Source organism: Streptomyces sp. NBC_00038 (genome assembly GCF_026343635.1).
Classification (GTDB): domain Bacteria; phylum Actinomycetota; class Actinomycetes; order Streptomycetales; family Streptomycetaceae; genus Streptomyces.
This window is the reverse complement of record NZ_JAPELQ010000001.1, coordinates 2,514,371-2,532,744: the sequence shown is the minus strand read 5'-3', so window position 1 is coordinate 2,532,744 and position 18,374 is coordinate 2,514,371. Positions and strand designations below refer to the sequence as shown.

The 18,374-nt window shown below is 72.2% G+C and carries 14 protein-coding genes; 1 reads left to right on the top strand and 13 read right to left on the bottom strand.

Going from position 1 to position 18,374, the window contains the following annotated elements; all coding sequences use genetic code 11:
- Positions 1 to 25: 25 nt before the first annotated feature.
- From cobC to cobM, 6 genes are read right to left on the bottom strand one after another with little or no spacing between them, the layout of a single operon-like run.
- A complete protein-coding gene (gene cobC, locus OG219_RS11720) occupies positions 26 to 1,117 on the bottom strand; it encodes an Rv2231c family pyridoxal phosphate-dependent protein CobC (RefSeq protein WP_266836068.1) in 1,092 nt (363 codons plus the stop codon).
- Entirely contained in the window at positions 1,095 to 2,033 is a 939-nt protein-coding gene (locus tag OG219_RS11715) for a sirohydrochlorin chelatase (RefSeq protein WP_266825605.1), read from the bottom strand. The genes cobC and OG219_RS11715 overlap by 23 nt, the downstream gene beginning before the upstream one ends.
- Positions 2,030 to 2,632 (bottom strand): precorrin-8X methylmutase, encoded by a 603-nt coding sequence (locus OG219_RS11710; protein ID WP_266836067.1) that lies wholly within the window; start codon positions 2,630 to 2,632, stop codon positions 2,030 to 2,032. The genes OG219_RS11715 and OG219_RS11710 overlap by 4 nt, the downstream gene beginning before the upstream one ends.
- Before the next feature lie 14 nt (positions 2,633 to 2,646).
- Positions 2,647 to 4,392, bottom strand: coding sequence for a precorrin-3B C(17)-methyltransferase (gene cobJ, locus OG219_RS11705; RefSeq protein WP_266825603.1), 1,746 nt, complete (start codon positions 4,390 to 4,392; stop codon positions 2,647 to 2,649).
- Positions 4,389 to 5,648 (bottom strand): precorrin-6y C5,15-methyltransferase (decarboxylating) subunit CbiE, encoded by a 1,260-nt coding sequence (gene cbiE, locus OG219_RS11700; RefSeq protein ID WP_266836066.1) that lies wholly within the window; start codon positions 5,646 to 5,648, stop codon positions 4,389 to 4,391. Before cbiE ends, cobJ begins: the two co-directional genes overlap by 4 nt.
- Before the next feature lie 20 nt (positions 5,649 to 5,668).
- Positions 5,669 to 6,529 carry a precorrin-4 C(11)-methyltransferase gene (gene cobM / locus OG219_RS11695; RefSeq protein WP_266825601.1) on the bottom strand — a complete coding sequence of 287 codons (861 nt, stop codon included), beginning with the start codon at positions 6,527 to 6,529 and terminating at the stop codon, positions 5,669 to 5,671.
- A 159-nt stretch (positions 6,530 to 6,688) separates the two neighbouring features.
- On the opposite strand from cobM, the gene OG219_RS11690 reads away from it, so the two are divergent.
- Entirely contained in the window at positions 6,689 to 7,417 is a 729-nt protein-coding gene (locus OG219_RS11690; RefSeq protein WP_266825599.1) for a ZIP family metal transporter, read from the top strand.
- 17 nt (positions 7,418 to 7,434) lie between these two features.
- On the opposite strand, the gene cobI is transcribed toward OG219_RS11690, so the two are convergent.
- From cobI to OG219_RS11655, 7 genes are read right to left on the bottom strand one after another with little or no spacing between them, the layout of a single operon-like run.
- A complete protein-coding gene (gene cobI, locus OG219_RS11685) occupies positions 7,435 to 8,166 on the bottom strand; it encodes a precorrin-2 C(20)-methyltransferase (protein ID WP_266825597.1) in 732 nt (243 codons plus the stop codon).
- Positions 8,163 to 9,608, bottom strand: coding sequence for a cobyrinate a,c-diamide synthase (locus OG219_RS11680; RefSeq protein WP_266825595.1), 1,446 nt, complete (start codon positions 9,606 to 9,608; stop codon positions 8,163 to 8,165). Before OG219_RS11680 ends, cobI begins: the two co-directional genes overlap by 4 nt.
- On the bottom strand, positions 9,602 to 10,201 hold the full coding sequence (cobO, locus tag OG219_RS11675) for a cob(I)yrinic acid a,c-diamide adenosyltransferase (RefSeq protein WP_266825593.1): 600 nt from the start codon (positions 10,199 to 10,201) through the stop codon (positions 9,602 to 9,604). Before cobO ends, OG219_RS11680 begins: the two co-directional genes overlap by 7 nt.
- A complete protein-coding gene (locus OG219_RS11670) occupies positions 10,201 to 12,198 on the bottom strand; it encodes a putative cobaltochelatase (RefSeq protein ID WP_266825591.1) in 1,998 nt (665 codons plus the stop codon). Before OG219_RS11670 ends, cobO begins: the two co-directional genes overlap by 1 nt.
- Positions 12,195 to 15,848 carry a cobaltochelatase subunit CobN gene (gene cobN, locus OG219_RS11665; RefSeq protein ID WP_266825589.1) on the bottom strand — a complete coding sequence of 1,218 codons (3,654 nt, stop codon included), beginning with the start codon at positions 15,846 to 15,848 and terminating at the stop codon, positions 12,195 to 12,197. The genes OG219_RS11670 and cobN overlap by 4 nt, the downstream gene beginning before the upstream one ends.
- Positions 15,845 to 17,356 (bottom strand): cobyric acid synthase, encoded by a 1,512-nt coding sequence (locus OG219_RS11660; protein WP_266825587.1) that lies wholly within the window; start codon positions 17,354 to 17,356, stop codon positions 15,845 to 15,847. Before OG219_RS11660 ends, cobN begins: the two co-directional genes overlap by 4 nt.
- Positions 17,353 to 18,297 carry a cobalamin biosynthesis protein gene (locus OG219_RS11655; RefSeq protein WP_266825585.1) on the bottom strand — a complete coding sequence of 315 codons (945 nt, stop codon included), beginning with the start codon at positions 18,295 to 18,297 and terminating at the stop codon, positions 17,353 to 17,355. Before OG219_RS11655 ends, OG219_RS11660 begins: the two co-directional genes overlap by 4 nt.
- Positions 18,298 to 18,374: the final 77 nt, after the last annotated feature.

Here is an 18,374-nt window from a genome sequence, read left to right as displayed (position 1 = left end):
GCGGAGGGGGCGAAAACCACCCCCGTCACCCCCCAACCACCGTCACCGCCCGATCCAACGCCAGCAAGAACCCGTTCACAGTCACCCGGTCCCGAACAGCCAGCCGAATCCACTCCTCACCCAGCCCGGGAAACGTGTCCCCCCGCCGCACGGCGAACCCCAGCCCCCGCAACTGCCGCCGCACAAGGCCGGCCCGAGGCAGCCGCACCAGCACGAACGGCCCCTCCGGAGGCTCCACCACCCACAACCCGTCCGCCTCGAACTCCTTGAGCCCAGCCACCAGATGGGCCCGATCCGCCGCAACCCGATGAGCAGCGTGCGCGGCCTCCGCGAGCGCCCGGGAGGACACACACGCCGAGGCCGCCGCAAGCGCGGGCGTGGACACCGGCCACAACGGCTGAGCCCGCTCCAGCTGAGCGATCGTCTCGGCGGCGGCGAGGACGTAGCCGATACGAAGCCCGGCCAGCCCCCACGTCTTCGTGAGGCTGCGCAACACCACGAGCCCGGGCACATCCGTCCGCCCGGCGAGCGCCTCCCGCTCATCCGGCACGGCGTCCATGAACGCCTCATCGACGACCAACGTCCGCCAGGGCCGAGCGAGTTCGGCGATCAGACGAGCCGGATGCAGCACGGACGTCGGATTGGTCGGATTCCCGATCACGACGAGATCCGCGTCCTCGGGAACGGCCGCAGGGTCGAGCCGGAAACCGTCCTCCGCGCGGAGCAGAACACGGTCGACGGAGTGCCCGGCATCCCGCAGCGCAGCCTCGGGCTCGGTGAACTGCGGATGCACGACCAGGGGCCGGCGCACCTTCAGGGCACGCGCGAGCAGCACGAAGGCCTCGGCGGCCCCCGCGGTGAGCAGCACCCGCTCGACGGGCAGCCCGTGCCGCGCGGCCACCGCGGCCCGCGCCTCCCGCCCGTCGGGATAGGCCGCGAGCCCGGTCAGCGAGGCGGCGATCCGCTCGCGCAGCCACTCGGGAGGCGTGTCCGCGCGGACGTTCACCGCGAGATCGACGAGCGCCGAACCGTCGTCGCGCACCTCGGCGTCCCCGTGGTGCCGCAGATCGTGTGCGTCGCCGTCGGACGCGCCCTCAGTGTGCGTGGGAGTGTGCATGGCCTTCATGGTGGTGTCCGTGGTGTCCGTGGTGGTGGTCACCGTCGTCGTCGGGATGGAAGTGCGGCTGCTGGGGCAGGCCGACCTTGTCCTCGAAGCCGGGCAGGGCGATGCGGTAGACGCAGGAGTCGCAGTTCATCCGCAGGTCGCCCCGCACGGCCTCGCGGTAGCGCTCCATGACCAGGTCGAGCAACTCCGGCTCGGGACCGATGACATCGGCGGAGCGCACCTCGACGTCCGGATGCGCGGCCGCCCAGCCCTCGGTCTGCTGGCGCACCCGGTCCGGCAGGATGCCGGTGAAGAGGAAGTAGGGGAGGACGACGATCCGGCGCGCGCCCAGCTTCACGCAGCGGTCGAGCCCGGACGGCACATCGGGCGCGGCCAGCGACACGAACGCCGTCTCGACGCCCGCGTAACCCCGGCCCTCCCACAGCAGCCGGGCCGCCTTGAGCACCTCGGCGTTGGCGTCCGGATCGGTGGAGCCGCGCCCCACCAGCAGGACGGTCACATCCGCCCGGTCCTGGGGAGTACGGGAAGTGGAGCCGAGGGCCTCGTCGAGGCGCCGTTCGAGGACGGCGAGGAGCGCCGGGTGCGGGCCCAGCGGGCGCCCGTACGTGTACGAGATCCCGGGGTGCCGCTCCTTCTCACGGGCCAGCGCCGCAGGGATGTCCCCCTTGGCGTGCCCGGCGGACACCAGCATCAGCGGAACGGCGGCGAAACGCCGTACCCCCTGCTCGACCAGCTCGGCCACGGCGTCACCCAGCGGCGGCGGGGACAGCTCGATGAACCCGCCCGCGACGGGCAGTTCGGGGTGCCGGCGCCCCAACTCCCTTACGAAGTCACGGAAGGCCTCGGCTCCGGCCGCATCCCGGGTGCCGTGTCCGGCGATGAGCAGGGCGGGGGACGGGGTGGTCACGATTTCTCCTTAGCGGGCTCGAAAGCCTTGGATACGGGGTGGTACAGCAGGGCGTTGAGCGCCGCCGCGGCGACCGCGGAGCCGCCCTTCTCGGACACGTTGCTGACCGAAGGCAGCCCGCTCTCGCGCAACGCGGCCTTGGACTCGGCCGCGCCGACGAAACCGACGGGCAGACCGATGACGAGCGCCGGGTCGGCGTTCAGGGTCAGCAGTTCCTCCAGGGCGGTCGGCGCACAGCCGATCACCCAGAGCGCGCCGGGCCCGACATCCTCGTACGCGAGCCGGATCGCGTGTGCCGAACGGGTCAGCCCCGGGCCGGACTTGGCGTCCTTCAGGCGGCAGACGGTGTCGCGGCGGGTGATGCCAGCCGCGACCATCTCGACGTCGACGACGACGGGCGCCCCGGCGTGCAGCGCGGCATGCGCCCGCTCCAGGGCGTGTTCGTCGGTGACGAGATCCGCCGCGTAGTCGAGGTCGGCCGCGGAGTGGATGACCCGTTCCACGACCGCCCGCGTCAGCGGCGGGAAGTGCGAGGTGTCCAGGCGCGTGCGCAGCCGCCGGAAGGACTCCTGCTCGATCGGGTGCACCACTCGGGGCACCCCGGTCGTAGCGCTCACTTGGCCTCCTCCTGCCAGCGGTAGCCGCGCGGCGTCACCATACGGCCGGCGACCTCACGGGTCGCCGTGTTGCCCACGGTCACCACGGTCATCATGTCCACCGTCGCCGGGTCGAGTCCCGAGAGAGTGCTGAGACGACTGGATTCGTCCGGCCGTGAAGCATTCCGTACGACACCGACCGGCGTCGTCGGCTCCCGGTGCTCGCCGAGGATCGCCAGCGCCTTGGGAAGCTGCCAGTCCCGGCCCCGGCTGCGCGGGTTGTAGAACGTCACGACGATGTCGGCCTCGGCCGCCGCCCGTACCCGACGCTCGATGACCTCCCACGGAGTGTGCAGATCGGAGAGGCTGATCGACACATGGTCGTGCCCCAGCGGCGCGCCCAGGATCGCCGCCGCCGCCAGCGCGGCCGTCACCCCGGGCACCCCGACCACGTCGATGTCGTCGGACGCCTCGGCCAGCGCGGGCGACGCCATCGCGTACACCCCCGCGTCCCCGCTGCCGATCAGCGCGACCGCCTGCCCGCGCCGGGCCTCCGCGACCGCCGTACGCGCCCGCTCCTCCTCGGCGCCGAGCCCCGACTCCAGAACGCGGGTACCCGGACGCAGCAGATCGCGGATCTGGTCGACGTACTGGTCGAGCCCGACGAGCACGGACGCCCGCCGCAGCTCCGCCTTCGCGCGCGGCGTCAGCAGATCACGGGCACCGGGCCCGAGCCCGACCACCGCGAGCCGACCGCGCGCGACCCGGCGTACGACCGCACAGGTGGCCATCGCCGGCTGCCCGTCCGCACGTACCGACTTCCGCTTGGGCACGAGGAGTTCACCCCCGCCCACGAGCGCCGCGGCCTCCGCGACAGAGGGAGTGCCGACGGCGGCGAGCGGCGCGTCCGAGGGGTTCGGCACCTCGACGCCCGCCAACTCCTCGGCGCCGTACGTCACCACGGGCACCCCGAGCCGCTCGGCGGCTCCGACGATGCCCGGCTCCCCGGCCTTGGCATCGACGGTCGCGAGTTCGGCGACGGACTTCACCGACAACCCGGCGTCCCGCAGGGCGTCTTGGACGAGCCCGAGGACTTCGTCGACGGGGGCACCCTTGGAGGCGCCGATGCCGATGACGAGGGAGGGTGGACGGAGGATCACTTCACGGTCGGCGGGCTCAAGGACACGGTCGGTGAGGAAGATCCGGTACCGCTGTGGGCAATCGTCCCGCAGGGCGGGACGGGTGGGCACAGCTTCCAGCGCCGGGCTCCCCACATTCGACGGCAGCGCAGGCAGAGGCCAACTGACCAACGCCTCAAGCGCAATGGGCTCCCCGTCCAACATGGCCCGAGAAACCCCGGCGACGTCTCCCTCCACAGGAAACCCGAGCGTATCCAGCCCCGGCACCCCGACGGAGTCGGTCGCAGTGGTCACCACAGGCTCGGCCCCGAGCAACTCACCCACCTCGCGGGCGAGTTCATTGGCGCCACCCCCGTGGCCCCCCACGAGGGACACGGCGAACCGCCCGCCCTCGTCGACGCACACGACCCCCGGGTCGGACGCCTTGTCGCTCAACAGCGGAGCCAGTAGCCGCACAACGGCCCCCGTCGCAAGAAAGCACACGACTTGGTCGCACTCGGCGAACGCCCGCCGAACGGCGTCCCCGACGGACCCCTCGTACACCCGCGCACGCGTGGGCCAAGCCGCGGCCAGCCGGTCACGGGCAGCCGCGCCCGCCGCCGTGGCGGAAATCAGGCCGATCACTGGGGGACTCCTTCGGTACAGGCCGGAGGCCGGACGCCCCACAGCAGAAAAACGGGATTGGTGGCCGCGAGCCGGTCGACGCCACCCGGCAGCGGCGCGAGCCGGGAGGACTGCAGCAGTACGCCGCCGCAGTCGAACCCGGCACCGGTGAGCGCGTCCCGGGCCGCGGGAACCCGGTCGAGGGCGGCCATGGCGATGACGACGGCCCGCCTGGCCCGCCGCGCGCAGGCCGTGACGATGGCGGGCAGTTCGCGCCCGCCGCCGCCGATGAAGACCGCGTCCGGGTCGTCCAGATCGGACAGCACCGTCGGCGCGGCGCCGTGCACGACCTGTACGTCGACGCCGTGCGCCTCGGCGTTGGCGCGGATGCGGTCGCAGCCGTCCCGCGTCTTCTCGATCGCGGTGACGGCGGCACCGAACCGCGCGCACTCGACGGCGACGGACCCGGAGCCCGCGCCGACGTCCCAGACCAGTTCGCCGAGCCGCGGCCCGATCCGGGCCAGCGCGAGTGCCCGTACCTCGAACTTGCTGATCATCGAGTCGCGGTGGGCGAACTCGCTCTCGTCCAGGGCCCATTGGACGGGTCCGGCGGACGGCCCGGCCATGGTCCGCACGGTGGCGAGGGCACGCGACTCGTCCAGGCACAGGACGACGCTCACCGCCGTACCCCAGTCACGGGCCGCGGCCTCCGCGGGCGTGACCCGCTCCACGCGCTCGTGCCCGGGGTTGCCCAGGGCGCTCGCGACGAAGAGCACACGGTCCCCGCAGCGGTAGGCGAGCGCGGCGCCCAGCTCCGCGGGTCCCGAGCCGGGACCGGTCAGCACGGCCACCTTCGGCTGCGACCGGCAGACGTTGACCGCCGTACGCAGATCACGGCCGTGCGCACTGACCACCACGGCGTCGTCCCAGGGCAGCCCCAGCCGGGCGAAGGCGGTGGCGACGGACGAGACACCGGGCCGGACGTCCAGCCGCTCCGCCCCGAAGCGTTCGGCCAGCGCCCGCACGATCCCGAAGAACCCGGGATCACCGGAGGCGAGCACGACGACCCGCCCCTGCTCGTCCACCTTGTTCACGTATCGCTCGATCTCGTCGAGCGCGGGTGCGAGCGGACCGAGCACGACGCGCTCCGCCCCTTCCGGCAGCCGTGCCGCCGCCAGATGCCGCCGGGCCCCGACGACGAGCCCGGCCTCGGCAACGGCGGACACCGCCTCGGGAGGCAACGGCGCCCCCGTACCCGTACCGAAGACGGTGATCACACCTGTCCCCACCGCCGTGGTCACGATGGACTGCCCTTACGAGCCGCACTGCGAGCCGCGCTGCGAGCCGCGCTCCGCTCCGCGCGCAGTTCCGCACGCGCCCGCGGGTCGGCCTTGCGGAACTCGTGGAAGTGACCGGGGTGGTAGAGGTGCGAGCGCGTGCCGCTCGCGTCGAGCGCGGGGCCGACCAGGAAGAGGGTGTGCTTCCAGAGCTTGTGCTCCTTGACCGTCTCCTCCAGCGTCTCGATCGTGCACTTCACGAGCAGCTCCTCCGGCCAGGTCACCTGGTACGCCACCACGACCGGCGTGGACGTCGGATAGCCGCCCTCCAGCAGCTCGCGCACCAGCTGACCGCTGCGCGCCGCCGACAGGAACAGCGCCATCGTCGTCCCGTGCCGGGCGAACTCCCGTACTTCCTCGCCCGGCGGCATCGGCGTCTTGCCGCCGCCGAGCCGGGTGAGGATCACGGACTGCGCGACCTCGGGAATCGTCAGCTCGCGCTGCGCGAGCGCGGCCACGGCGGAGAAGGACGAGACACCCGGGATGATCTCGGTCTCGACCCCGATGTCCGCACACCGGTCGAGCTGCTCCTGAGTGCCGCCCCACAGCGCCGGGTCGCCGGAGTGGATGCGGGCCACCTTCAGCCCCTCCTCGGCGGCCCGCTCGTACACGGCCACGACGTCCTCGAGGGACATCGTCGCCGAGTCCAGGATCTCCGCGCCCTCGCGCGCGTGGTCGAGGACCTCCGCCTGCACCAGGCTGGCCGCCCAGATCACGACGTCGGCCTCGGCGATGGCGCGCGCGGCGCGGAACGTCAGCAGGTCGGCGGCGCCGGGGCCGGCACCGACGATCGTCACCTTGCCGGTGGGGGCATCGGCCATGGGATGGGGTCCTCTCCTACAGAACATGCGGAACATGCGGAACATCAGTGCGCTCGAACGGTGCGTGCGTGACGCGTGCGTGACGAAACTTCAGGGCGTACACGCGGACACGGGGCCACGGGCGTGCGTGAACGGCGGTTGATCGGATAGCAAGGGGCTATGGCGGTCCTCGTCGCGCTCGGCGCGTTCCTGATGACGCTGGCCGGCGGCTGGACGGCACAGCGGGTGACCGACCGCCGTCATCTGGTCCTCGGCCTGGCCGGCGGGCTGATGCTCGGCGTGGTCGGCCTGGATCTGCTGCCGGAGGCGCTGAGCGCGGCGGGCGACGAGGTGTTCGGCGTACCGGCCGCGCTGCTGCTGTTCGTGGCCGGATTCCTCCTCGCCCACCTGGTGGAACGCCTGCTGGCCGCCCGGCAGGCGGCGCACGGCGCCGAGGAGAACGGCGGCCGGGCGCCGGAGGTCGGCCTGACGGCGGCCGCCGCGATGGTCGGCCACAGCGCGATGGACGGCGTGGCGATCGGCGCGGCCTTCCAGGTAGGCGGCGGAATGGGCCTGGCGGTGGCCCTCGCCGTGATCGCCCACGACTTCGCGGACGGCTTCAACACCTACACGCTCACGAGCCTGTACGGGAACGACCGCCGCAAGGCGATCATGATGCTCGTGGCCGACGCGGTGGCCCCCGTGGCCGGCGCCGCCTCGACGCTCTTCGTCACCATCCCGGAGCGACTGCTCGGCTGCTATCTCGGCCTCTTCGGCGGCGTGCTCCTCTACCTCGCCGCCGCCGAGATCCTCCCCGAGGCACACCACGAACACCCCGCCCGCTCGACCCTGCTGTGCACGATCGCGGGCGCGGGCTTCATCTGGCTGGTGGTGGGCCTCGCGGGCTGAGCCCTCGCCGGGACGGCTCACAACTTCCCGCCGCGTCCGCCCTCGCGCCGCGCGGGCGCGATGAGCGTGGAGAGGTAGGGCAGCGGCCCGCCGTCGAGTTCGGCCGCGGGCCGGATGGACTCGTTCTCGAGACCGAGCGCGGACCCCCACACGGCGTCGTCGAGCCGCCCGGTCTCGCGCAGCGCCTTGGCCACTTCCTGGGCCTGCCGCCCGAACTTGTACGCGACGACGGTGCCGGGCCCGTTCAGGGCGTCCTTGAGCACGGCCGCCCCCGCGGTCACCGGAACGAGGGTGAGCGGCTCGGTCCCCTCCGTGAGCACCGCCCCCGACCGCGCGGCGAGATCCTGCATGGCGGTGATACCGGGCACGGTCTCGACGACGGTCCCCGGCACCAGCTCCGCGATGGTCTGCGCGAGATAGGTGAACGTCGAGTACACGTTGGGATCGCCGATGGTGGCGAAGGCCACGGTCGCGTGCGCCCGCAGCAGCCCGGCCACCCGCTCCCCGGCAGCGTCCCAGGCGGCCTCACGCCGCCCCCGGTCGGTCCGCTCGTTCAGCGCGAACACGACCCGGACGACCTTCTCCTGGGGCACGTAGTGCAGGACGGTCGCCTCCGCTCGCCCCCGCTCTCCCGTGTCCATCACGGGTACGACGACGACCTCGGCGGCGCGCAGAGCGTTGACGCCCTTGACGGTCACCAGCTCCGGGTCGCCGGGCCCGACCCCGACCCCGATCAGCTTGCTGCTCATGACGTCAGGCACCTCTCCACGAACCGACGGGCGACACCGGGCTCCGACGCCCAGTGCGTGTGCAGATAACTCGCGTGCACACCTTGTTGTACGAAACCTTCGACCCGCTTCCGAGGGGCGTGCACCCCCCAGGCGGGAGCCGCCCCGGCGCCGGGCTCGACCACGGTCCGGTGAAACTCGTGCCCGCGCATCCGCGTCCCCGCCACGGCGAGCACACTGTCGGACACGGCGACGGCGTCCCGGTATCCGAGCGTCAGCCGCTCGTCCATACGGGCCTTGGCGTCGATGACCCCGCACATGGGCTGCCCGTCGAGCTCACGCGACAGATACAGCAGCCCGGCACACTCGGCGGCGACCGGCGCCCCACGCTCGGCGAGCGCCGCAACAGCCTTCCGCAACGGCTCATTGGCAGACAGCTCAGGCGCGTACACCTCGGGGAACCCGCCTCCGATGACCAACCCGCCGACACCTTCGGGCAGTTGCTCATCACGGAGAGGGTCAAAGGTGACGACTTCGGCCCCGGCGGCGGTGAGCAGCTCGGCGTGTTCGGCGTAGGAGAAGGTGAAGGCGGGCCCTCCGGCGACGGCGACGATTGGTGTTTTTAGCCCGTCCGGCGTTTGAGGACGAGCCCTTCGGGCGAAGGGGGGTTCGGGGGCGCAGCCCCCGAGTTCGGGAACGGGAAGGGGCGGAGGGGGCGAGGAAACAACAACCTCAGCCACATCCCAAGCCGCACCCGACAACGCGGGAGCACTACGCGCCAACGCAAGCAGCGCCCCGAGATCACACCCCTCCCGCACCTGCGAGGCCATCGCGCCAACCGCCGAAACGGCCTCCGCCCGCCGCTCGGCAACAGGCACCAGCCCCAGATGCCGAGAAGGCGTATCCACCTGAGGAGCGCGCCGCAGAACCCCGAGCACCGGCACCCCGGACTCGTCGAGAGCCTCCCGCAGCATCACCTCATGCCGCTCGGACCCCACCTTGTTCAGAATCACCCCGGCCACCCGCACCTCGGGATCCCAGGACGCGAACCCATGCACCAACGCGGCCACGGACCGAGCCTGCGACGAAGCATCGACAACCAGCACCACCGGCGCCCGCAGCAACTTCGCCACATGAGCCGTGGAGGCCAACTCCCCCTCCCCGGCGGCCCCGTCGTACAGCCCCATCACACCCTCGACAACAGCGACATCGCACCCCCGGGCCCCATGCCCGAACAACGGCGCGATCAACTCCGCCCCACACAGATAGGCGTCGAGATTCCGCCCCACACGCCCGGTGGCGAGCGCGTGATACCCGGGATCGATGTAGTCGGGCCCCACCTTGTGCCCGGACACGGCGAGCCCCCGCGAGGCGAACGCCGCCATCAGCCCCGTGGCAACGGTGGTCTTGCCGCTGCCCGACGAAGGCGCGGCAATGACCAGCCGAGGAACGGAAATCACCACTCGATGCCCCTCTGGCCCTTCTGACCGGCGTCCATCGGATGCTTGACCTTGGACATGTCGGTCACCAGATCGGCGAACTCCACCAGCTTCTCGGGAGCGTTGCGCCCGGTGATCACCACATGCTGGGTCCCAGGCCGGTCCCGCAGCACGGCCACGACCTCGTCGACGTCGATCCATCCCCAGTGCATGGGGTAGGCGAACTCGTCCAGCACGTACAGCTGGTACGTCTCGGCGGCGAGGTCCCGCTTGACCTGCTCCCAGCCCTCGCGCGCCTTCTCCTCGTTGTCCATCTGGGAGTCGCGCTGCACCCAGGACCAGCCCTCGCCCATCTTGTGCCAGTCGACGGACCCGCCCTCGCCGCTGGCGCCGAGCACCCGCAGCGCGTTCTCCTCGCCGACCTTCCACTTCGCCGATTTGACGAACTGGAACACCCCGATGGGCCACCCCTGATTCCAGGCGCGCAGGGCGAGCCCGAACGCGGCGGTGGACTTCCCCTTTCCCACCCCCGTGTGCACCACGACGAGCGGCCGGTTCCGCCGCTGACGTGTCGTCAGCCCGTCGTCCGGCACGACACTCGGCTGCCCCTGCGGCATTACGCGGCCCTCCTGCTGTTGCCCTGCACGTCCCTGACCAGACCGGCGATGGAATCGGCCCGCAACTCGTCCAAGGTCACCGCGGTGCCCCCGAGCTCCACAGCGAGCTGCCCGGCAAGACCCAGCCGTACGGCCCCCGCCTCGCAGTCCACGACCACGGACGCGACCGAGTCGGCCGCGAACAGCCGCGCCGCACGCCCCGCGAGCGTCACCGGCTCCGGGCCACCCGTGGCCCGCCCGTCCGTCACCACGACGACCAACGGCCGCCGCGCGGCATCCCGCAGCCGCTCGACCCGCAGCACGTCGTGCGCCCGCAGCAACCCGGCCGCGAGCGGTGTCCGCCCACCGGTGGGCAGCGATTCGAGCCGCGCGGCGGCCGCGTCCACCGAAGAGGTGGGCGGCAGTGCCACCTCGGCGGCGGACCCGCGGAAGGTCACGAGCCCCACCTTGTCCCGCCGCTGATACGCGTCGAGCAGCAGCGAAAGCACCGCACCCTTCACGGCACTCATCCGCTGCCGCGCCGCCATCGATCCGGAGGCGTCCACGACGAAGAGCACGAGGTTCCCCTCACGCCCCTCCCGAGTGGCCTGCCGCAGATCGTCCCGCCGTACGACGAGCCCGCGCCCCGACCGCCCGCGCGCCAGCTGATGCGGCGCCGCGGCCTGCACGGTCGCCGCCAAGTGCAGCTTGGTGAGCGCCCCTTGGGGCCGCCGCGACCCTGTCGTCCGCCCATGCTCGGTCCGCGCCCGCGAACGCCGCCCGGCGGCACCCTCCCCGAGCCCCGGCACGCTCAGCACCTTCGTACGGAAGGGCTCGGCGGCCCGTACGGGGGACTGCTCACCGCCGCCCTGAGGCTGCCCACCCTCGCCGGACTCGGCCTGCGCAGGGGCTTCGCCCGGCCCGGAACCGTCATCGGGGTCTTCCTGCGGAGGCTGCCCGCCGCCACCGGGCCCGTCCGGATCCGGATCGTCTTCGCCCTCGCCCTGTCCGCCGAACTCCTCCAGCGTCTCGTCGAGCTTGTCCTCGTCAAGTCCCGGCGCGTCGAAGGGATTCCGCCGCCGCCGGTGCGGCAGCGCGAGCAGCGCCGCCTGCCGTACGTCCTCCGCGAGCACCTCGGTCCGCCCGGCCCACGCGGCCAGCGCGGTCGCCGTCCGCGCCATCACGATGTCGGCGCGCATACCGTCCACCTCGAAGGCCGCGCAGGTCGCCGCGATCTGCCGCAGCGCGCCGTCCCCGAGCAGCACGGACGGCAACAGCTCACGCGCCGCCACGATCCGCGCCCGTACGGCCGACTCCTCGTCGTCCCAACGGGCCGCGAACCCCTCCGGATCGTCGTCGTACGCGAGCCTCCTGCGCACCACCTCGACCCGCTGATCGGGCTCCCGCGAGGCGGCGACCTCGACGGTCAGCCCGAACCTGTCGAGCAACTGCGGCCGCAGTTCCCCCTCTTCGGGGTTCATGGTCCCGACGAGCAGGAAACGGGCGGCATGCCGTACGGAGACACCCTCGCGCTCGACGTACGAGGCACCCATCGCGGCCGCGTCCAGCAACAGGTCGACCAGGTGGTCGTGCAGAAGATTGACCTCGTCGACGTACAGGATCCCGCGGTGCGCGTCGGCCAACAGCCCCGGCTCGAAGGCCTTCACGCCCTCCGCGAGCGCCCGCTCGATGTCGAGGGCACCCACGAGCCGGTCCTCGGAGGCACCGACTGGCAGCTCCACCATCCGCGCGGCACGCTTCGTACCGGGCCCGACCTCGTGCGGCCCGTCCGGGCAGGCGGGATCGGGGGAGGCCGGCGCACACGAGAACCGGCACCCGGCGACGACGTCCACCTCCGGGATGAGCACCGAAAGGGCGCGCACGGCGGTGGACTTGGCGGTGCCCTTCTCGCCGCGCACCAGCACGCCGCCCACCGCGGGCGACACCGCGTTCAGCAGCAGCGCGAGCCGCAGGTCGTCCTGGCCGACAACGGCCGTGAACGGAAAGGGAGTACTCACTGGTCGTCGCCCTCCAAGTCGCCTTCGAGCTCCAGATAGGTGGCGCGCAGCCGCTCAAGGGTGTCAGCGTCGGGCTCGGCCCACAGCCCGCGGTCGGCCGCTTCAAGGAGCCGTTCCGTGATCCCGCGCAGCGCCCAGGGGTTGGACTTCTTCATGAAGTCCCGGTTCTCGGGGTCGAAGACGTACTCCGCGCTGAGCTTCTCGTACATCCAGTCGTCCACGACCCCGGCCGTCGCGTCGTACCCGAAGAGGTAGTCGACGGTCGCCGCCATCTCGAAGGCGCCCTTGTAGCCGTGCCGCCGCATCGCCGCCATCCAGCGGGGGTTGACCACGCGGGCGCGGAAGACCCGGTGGGTCTCCTCGCCGAGGGTCCGCGTCTTCACCTGGTCGGGCGTGGCGGAGTCACCGACGTACGCCTCGGGGCTGGTGCCCGTCAGATGCCGCACCATGGCGACCATGCCGCCGTGGTACTGGAAGTAGTCGTCCGCGTCGACGAGGTCGTGCTCGCGGGTGTCGACGTTCTTGGCGGCGACGGCGATGCGCTTGAACGCGGTCTCCATGTCGCCGCGCGCCGCCCGCCCGTCGAGCCCGCGCCCGTACGCGTAGCCGCCCCACACCGCGTACACCTCGGCGAGGTCCGCGTCGGAGCGCCAGTTCCGCGCGTCGATCAGCGGCAGCAGTCCGGCCCCGTACGCGCCCGGCTTCGAGCCGAAGATGCGGGCCGTCGCGCGCCGCCGGTCCCCGTGCTCGGCGGTGTCCTCGTCGGCGTGCTTGCGTACGTAGTTGCCGTCGGCGGGCTCGTCCAGCTCGGCCACCGCGCGTACCGCGTCGTCGATGAGACCGACCACGTGCGGGAAGGCGTCTCGGAAGAACCCGGAGATACGGACCGTGACGTCGATCCGCGGCCGGCCCAGCTCTTCGAGGCTCACGATCTCGAAGCCCGTCACGCGCCGCGACGCGTCGTCCCACACCGGGCGGCAGCCGAGCAGCGCGAGGATCTCCGCGATGTCGTCGCCCTGGGTGCGCATGGCGGAGGTGCCCCAGACGGTGAGGCCGACGGACGTCGGGTACGCGCCGGTGTCGCTCAGGTACCGCTGGATCAGCGAGTCCGCGAGGGACTGTCCGACCTCCCAACTCAGTCTGGACGGGATCGCCTTGGGGTCGACGGAGTAGAAGTTGCGGCCGGTCGGCAGGACGTTGACCAGCCCGCGGGTCGGGGACCCGGACGGACCCGCCGGGATGTATCCGCCGTCAAGTGCCTTGAGGATGTGTCCGATCTCGTCCGTTGTCTTCGCCAGCCGCGGTACGACCTCGTCGCAGGCGAACTTCAACACCGCGACGGCGTCCGGGAGTTCGACGCCCACGACCTCGCGTACGAGAGCGGGGACGGCCGCCGCATCCCAGCCGCGTTCCTCCATGCCCTCCGCGAACCGGCGGCACAGCTGCTCAAGGAGGTCGATGGCGTCGGCGCCGGACCGCGCAGGCCCCTCGACCAGCGAGGTCAGCCCGTCCGGCACCTTCACCGGTGCACCGGGCTCGCCGAGCAACTCCTTCTCGACCAGGCCGAAATGCTCGGCGAGGCAGGCCCGCAGACCGGGCAGCGCGTTGGCCGTACCGCCCCACACCTGGGAGGCCCGCAGCACGGCCAGTACGAGGTTCACGCGCGGTTCGGCCTCCGGGCCGCCGCCGAGAATGTGCAGGCCGTCCCTGATCTGCACGTCCTTGATCTCGCACAGATAGCCGTCGATGTGCATGACGAACGAGTCGAAGTCGCCGTCGTCCGGCTGGTCGTCGACATGCAGGTCGTGGTGCAGCTCGGCCGCCTTGACCAGCGTCCAGATCTGCGCGCGCACGGCCGGCGCCTTCGTCGGGTCCAGGTCGGACACGAGCGCGTACTCGTCGAGGAGCTGCTCCAGCTTCGCCAGGTCGCCGTACGTGTCCGCGCGCGCCATCGGCGGTACGAGGTGGTCGACGACCGTGGCGTGCCCGCGCCGCTTGGCCTGGGTGCCCTCGCCGGGGTCGTTGACGATGAAGGGGTAGATGAGGGGGAGCTCACCGAGGACGGCGTCGGGCGCGCAGCCTCCGCTGAGGCCGAGCCCCTTGCCCGGCAGCCATTCCATCGTGCCGTGCTTGCCCATGTGGACGACGGCGTCGGCGCCGAACGAGTTCTCCAGCCACCGGTACGCGGCCATGTAGTGGTGCGACGGCGGCATGTCCGGGTCGTGGTAGATCGCGATCGGGTTCTCGCCGAAGCCGCGCGGCGGCTGGATCATCACGACGACGTTCCCGAACTGGAGGGAGGCCAGCACGATGTCGTCCCCGTCGACGTACAGGTTGCCCGGGGGCTCGCCCCACGCCTCGACCATCCCGTTCCGCAGCTCGGGGTCGAGCTTGTCGAACCAGGCCTGGTAGTCGGCGAGCGGCACGCGTGCGGGTGCCGAGGCGAGCTGTTCCTCGGTCAGCCACTCGACGTCGTGGCCGCCGGCCGCGATGAGGCGGTGGATCAACTCGTCGCCGTTGTCCGGGTATTCGGTCAGGGAGTACCCGGCGCCCCGCAGCGCGTCTAGCACCCGCACCGCCGAGGCGGGCGTGTCGAGACCCACCGCGTTCCCGACCCGCGAGTGCTTCGTCGGGTAGGCGGTGAAGACGAGCGCGAGCTTCTTGTCCTGGTTCGGCTTGTACTTCAACCGGGCGTGGCGCACGGCGATTCCGGCGACGCGCGCGGCCCGCTCGGGGTTGGCGACGTACACCGGGACATCGTCCGGGCCCTGCTCCTTGAAGGAGAACGGCACGGTGATGAGCCGTCCGTCGAACTCCGGGATCGCGACCTGCATCGCCGCGTCCATGGGGGAGAGGGCGGCGTCGGAGGCCTCCCACGCGGCATGCGAGGAGGTGAGGCAGAGCCCTTGCAGCACAGGGATGTTGAGGTCGGCGAGCGCCCCGATGTCCCAGGCTTCCTCGTCACCTCCCGCGGAGGCCTTCGAGGCGTGGGCGCCGCCCGCCGCGAGGACCGTGGCAACCAGGGCGTCGGACTTGCCGAGGATCTCGTACAGCCCCGCGTCGGCATCGCGCAGCGAACCGCAGTACACGGCAAGGGCGTTGGCACCCCGCGCCTCGATCGCGTCGCACAGCGTGTCGACGAAGGCGGTGTTGCCGGACAGCTCGTGCGCCCGGTAGAAGAGGACGCCGATCGTCGGGCGCCCCTCGACGAACGCACGCTCGCCGTGGACGCCGAACTCGGCCGTCTTCCGCGGCTCTTCGAAGCCCTCGCCGGTGAGCAGCACGGTGTCGGAGAGGAAGCGGGCCAGCTCGGTCAGGTTCTCCGGGCCGCCCTCGACGAGATAGCGCAGCGCCTCGGCGACCACACCGGCGGGCACGGACGACTCGGCCATCAACTCCGCGTCGGGGACGGACTCCCCGCCGAGCAGGACGGTCGGAATGCCCGACGCCTTGAGGAAGGCGAGCCCGTCCTCCCAGGCACGCTTGCCGCCAAGGAGCCGTACGACCGCGAGGTCCGCGCCCCTGACGAGCTCGGGGAGTTCGGCGGCGACGTCCACCCGGGTCGGATTGCCGATCCGGTACGCGGCGCCGGAGGCCCGGGCCGCCAGCAGATCCGTGTCGGCGGTCGACAACAACAACACTGTGCTCATGCGGGCGCTCCCGGTGGAATGAAAGGCAGTCCTGTCGGCGCGCCGGACTCGATGAGCCGCCACAGCGCGTCCGTATCCGCGTGTTCCTCGATCAGATCGCCGAGCCGGTCCAGCTGCTCCTCGCGCAGCGCCGCGAACGACGTACTGGCGGCCGGCACGAAACGACGGCCCGCGGCGGCCGCCACCTCGCGCAGGAAGGCGCGCCGGAACTCGTCCGACTCCAGCGAGCCGTGCCAGTGCGTGCCCCAGACCTCACCGACCCGGCACCCGTCCAAGAAGGGCTCTCCGCCGGTGACTTGGGCGACGCCATGGTGGATCTCGTACCCCTCGACGGGCTCGCCGAGGGCTTCGCCCACGGGCCGCGTGAGCGTCTTCTCCCGCGCGAACCGCACCCGTACGGGCAGCAGCCCGAGCCCGTCGACATGACCTGCCCGCGACTCGACCTCGTCCTCGATGTGCTCGCCGAGGAGCTGGAAGCCGCCGCAGATACCGAGCACGGGCCGCCCCTCGGCGGCCCGTCGCGCGATCGCGTCCGCGAGCCCGCGCTCCCGAAGCCACTCCAGCGCCTTCACCGTCCCCCGGGTCCCCGGTACGACGACGAGGTCCGCGTCGGCCAACTCCTCGGCCCGGTCCACGAAACGCACGACGACACCCGGCTCGGCGGCCAGCGCGTCCACGTCCGTGAAGTTGGACATCAGGGGGACGGCGCAGACGGCGACCCGCAGGATGTCCTGGCCGACGGGGTCGGCCACCACCGACTCCCGGACCGTGCCCCGCATCGAAACCCGCAGCCCGTCCTCCTCGTCGATCCCGAGGCCGTGCTGGAAGGGCAGCACGCCGTACGAGGGCCGCCCGGTGAGCCCGTGGAGCATGTCGAGCCCCGGCTCCAGGAGGGAGACATCCCCGCGGAACTTGTTCACGAGGAACCCGGCGACCAGCTCCTGGTCCTCGCGCGAGAGCAGCGCGACCGTCCCGAAGAACGACGCGAAGACGCCCCCGCGGTCGATGTCACCGACGACGAGCACGGGCAGCCGCGCGTTGCGCGCGATCCCCATGTTCACGATGTCCGTCCGCCGCAGATTGATCTCGGCCGGACTCCCCGCCCCCTCGCAGATCACCGCGTCATACGTGCCCCGCAACTCGGCGAGGCACTCCAGCACGGTCCCGAGCAGCGCTTCCTGCCGCCCTCCGTGGTAGCCGCGCGCACTCATCTCACCCACGGGCTTCCCCATGAGCACGACCTGACTGCTCCGGTCGCTCCCCGGCTTCAGCAGCACGGGATTCATCAGCGCGGTCGGCTCCACACGAGCGGCCTGCGCCTGCATGGCCTGCGCCCGCCCGATCTCGGCGCCCTCACGCGTCACGAAGGAATTGAGCGACATGTTCTGCGCCTTGAAGGGCGCGACCTTGACGCCCTGGCGCACCAGCCACCGGCAGATCCCGGCGGTCACGACGCTCTTGCCCGCGTCGGAGGTGGTTCCGGCGATCAGCAGCCCGCCGCCGCTCATGAGTTCCCTCCCCGGGGCCTCAGCAGCCGCCCGGCGACACACACACCCAGCGCGAGCCAGCTGACGCGCCGCGACAGCCGTACGGCCCGCTCGATGTCCCCGACCGCGACGGCGCGGCCCTTCCCGTTCAGTACCGGCCGGTGCTCGACCCTTCCCCCGTAGGCGAGGGTCCCGCCGAGCCGCACACCGAGCGCCCCCGCGAACGAAGCCTCCACGGGCCCGGCGTTGGGGCTCGGATGCTTGCAGGCGTCCACCCGCCAGGCGCGCGCGGCGCCCCGCGGGTCGTCTCCGGCGGCGGCCGCGAGAGCGGCGGTGAGCCTCGCGCCCGGCCAGCCCGCGACATCGTCGAGCCGCGCGGAAGCCCAGCCGTAGCGCCGGTACTTGGCGGACTTGTGCCCGACCATCGCGTCGAGCGTGTTGACGGCGCGGAACCCGACGAGCCCGGGAACGCCGGCCACCGCGCCCCACACAAGAGCCCCCACCACGGCGTCGGAGGTGTTCTCGGCGACGGACTCGACGACGGCCCGGGCGATCCCGTCCGCGTCGAGCGACTGCGGATCCCGCCCGCACAGATGCGGCAGCCGCTCCCGGGCCCCCTCGACATCGCCGGCTTCGAGCGCGCCGCCGATCGCGCGGGCCTCCCGGCCCAGCGAGGTCCCCCCGACGACGGCCCAAGTGGCGGCGGCGGTCAGTGCGATGGAGGCGGTACGGGATCCACGTACGGAACGACTCGCGAGCGCCGCGAGCCCGGTGGCGCCGCCCGCGCACACGGCCGTGTGCAGTGCGCCCCACCCTCGGTGGTCCCGCCACAGCACCCGCTCGACGGCTCCCGCGGCGCGTCCGAACGCGGCGACCGGATGGCCCCGGCGGGGATCGCCGAGCAGCAGGTCACCGAGAAGGCCGGCGGCGGCGCCGTACGCGAAGACGCGATCGGCACGCACCGGTTCAGCCGACCGTCAGGTCGGGCACAACCGTTGTTCGCATGGCACTTGGGCAGCCGCGCATGGCGATATGTCCT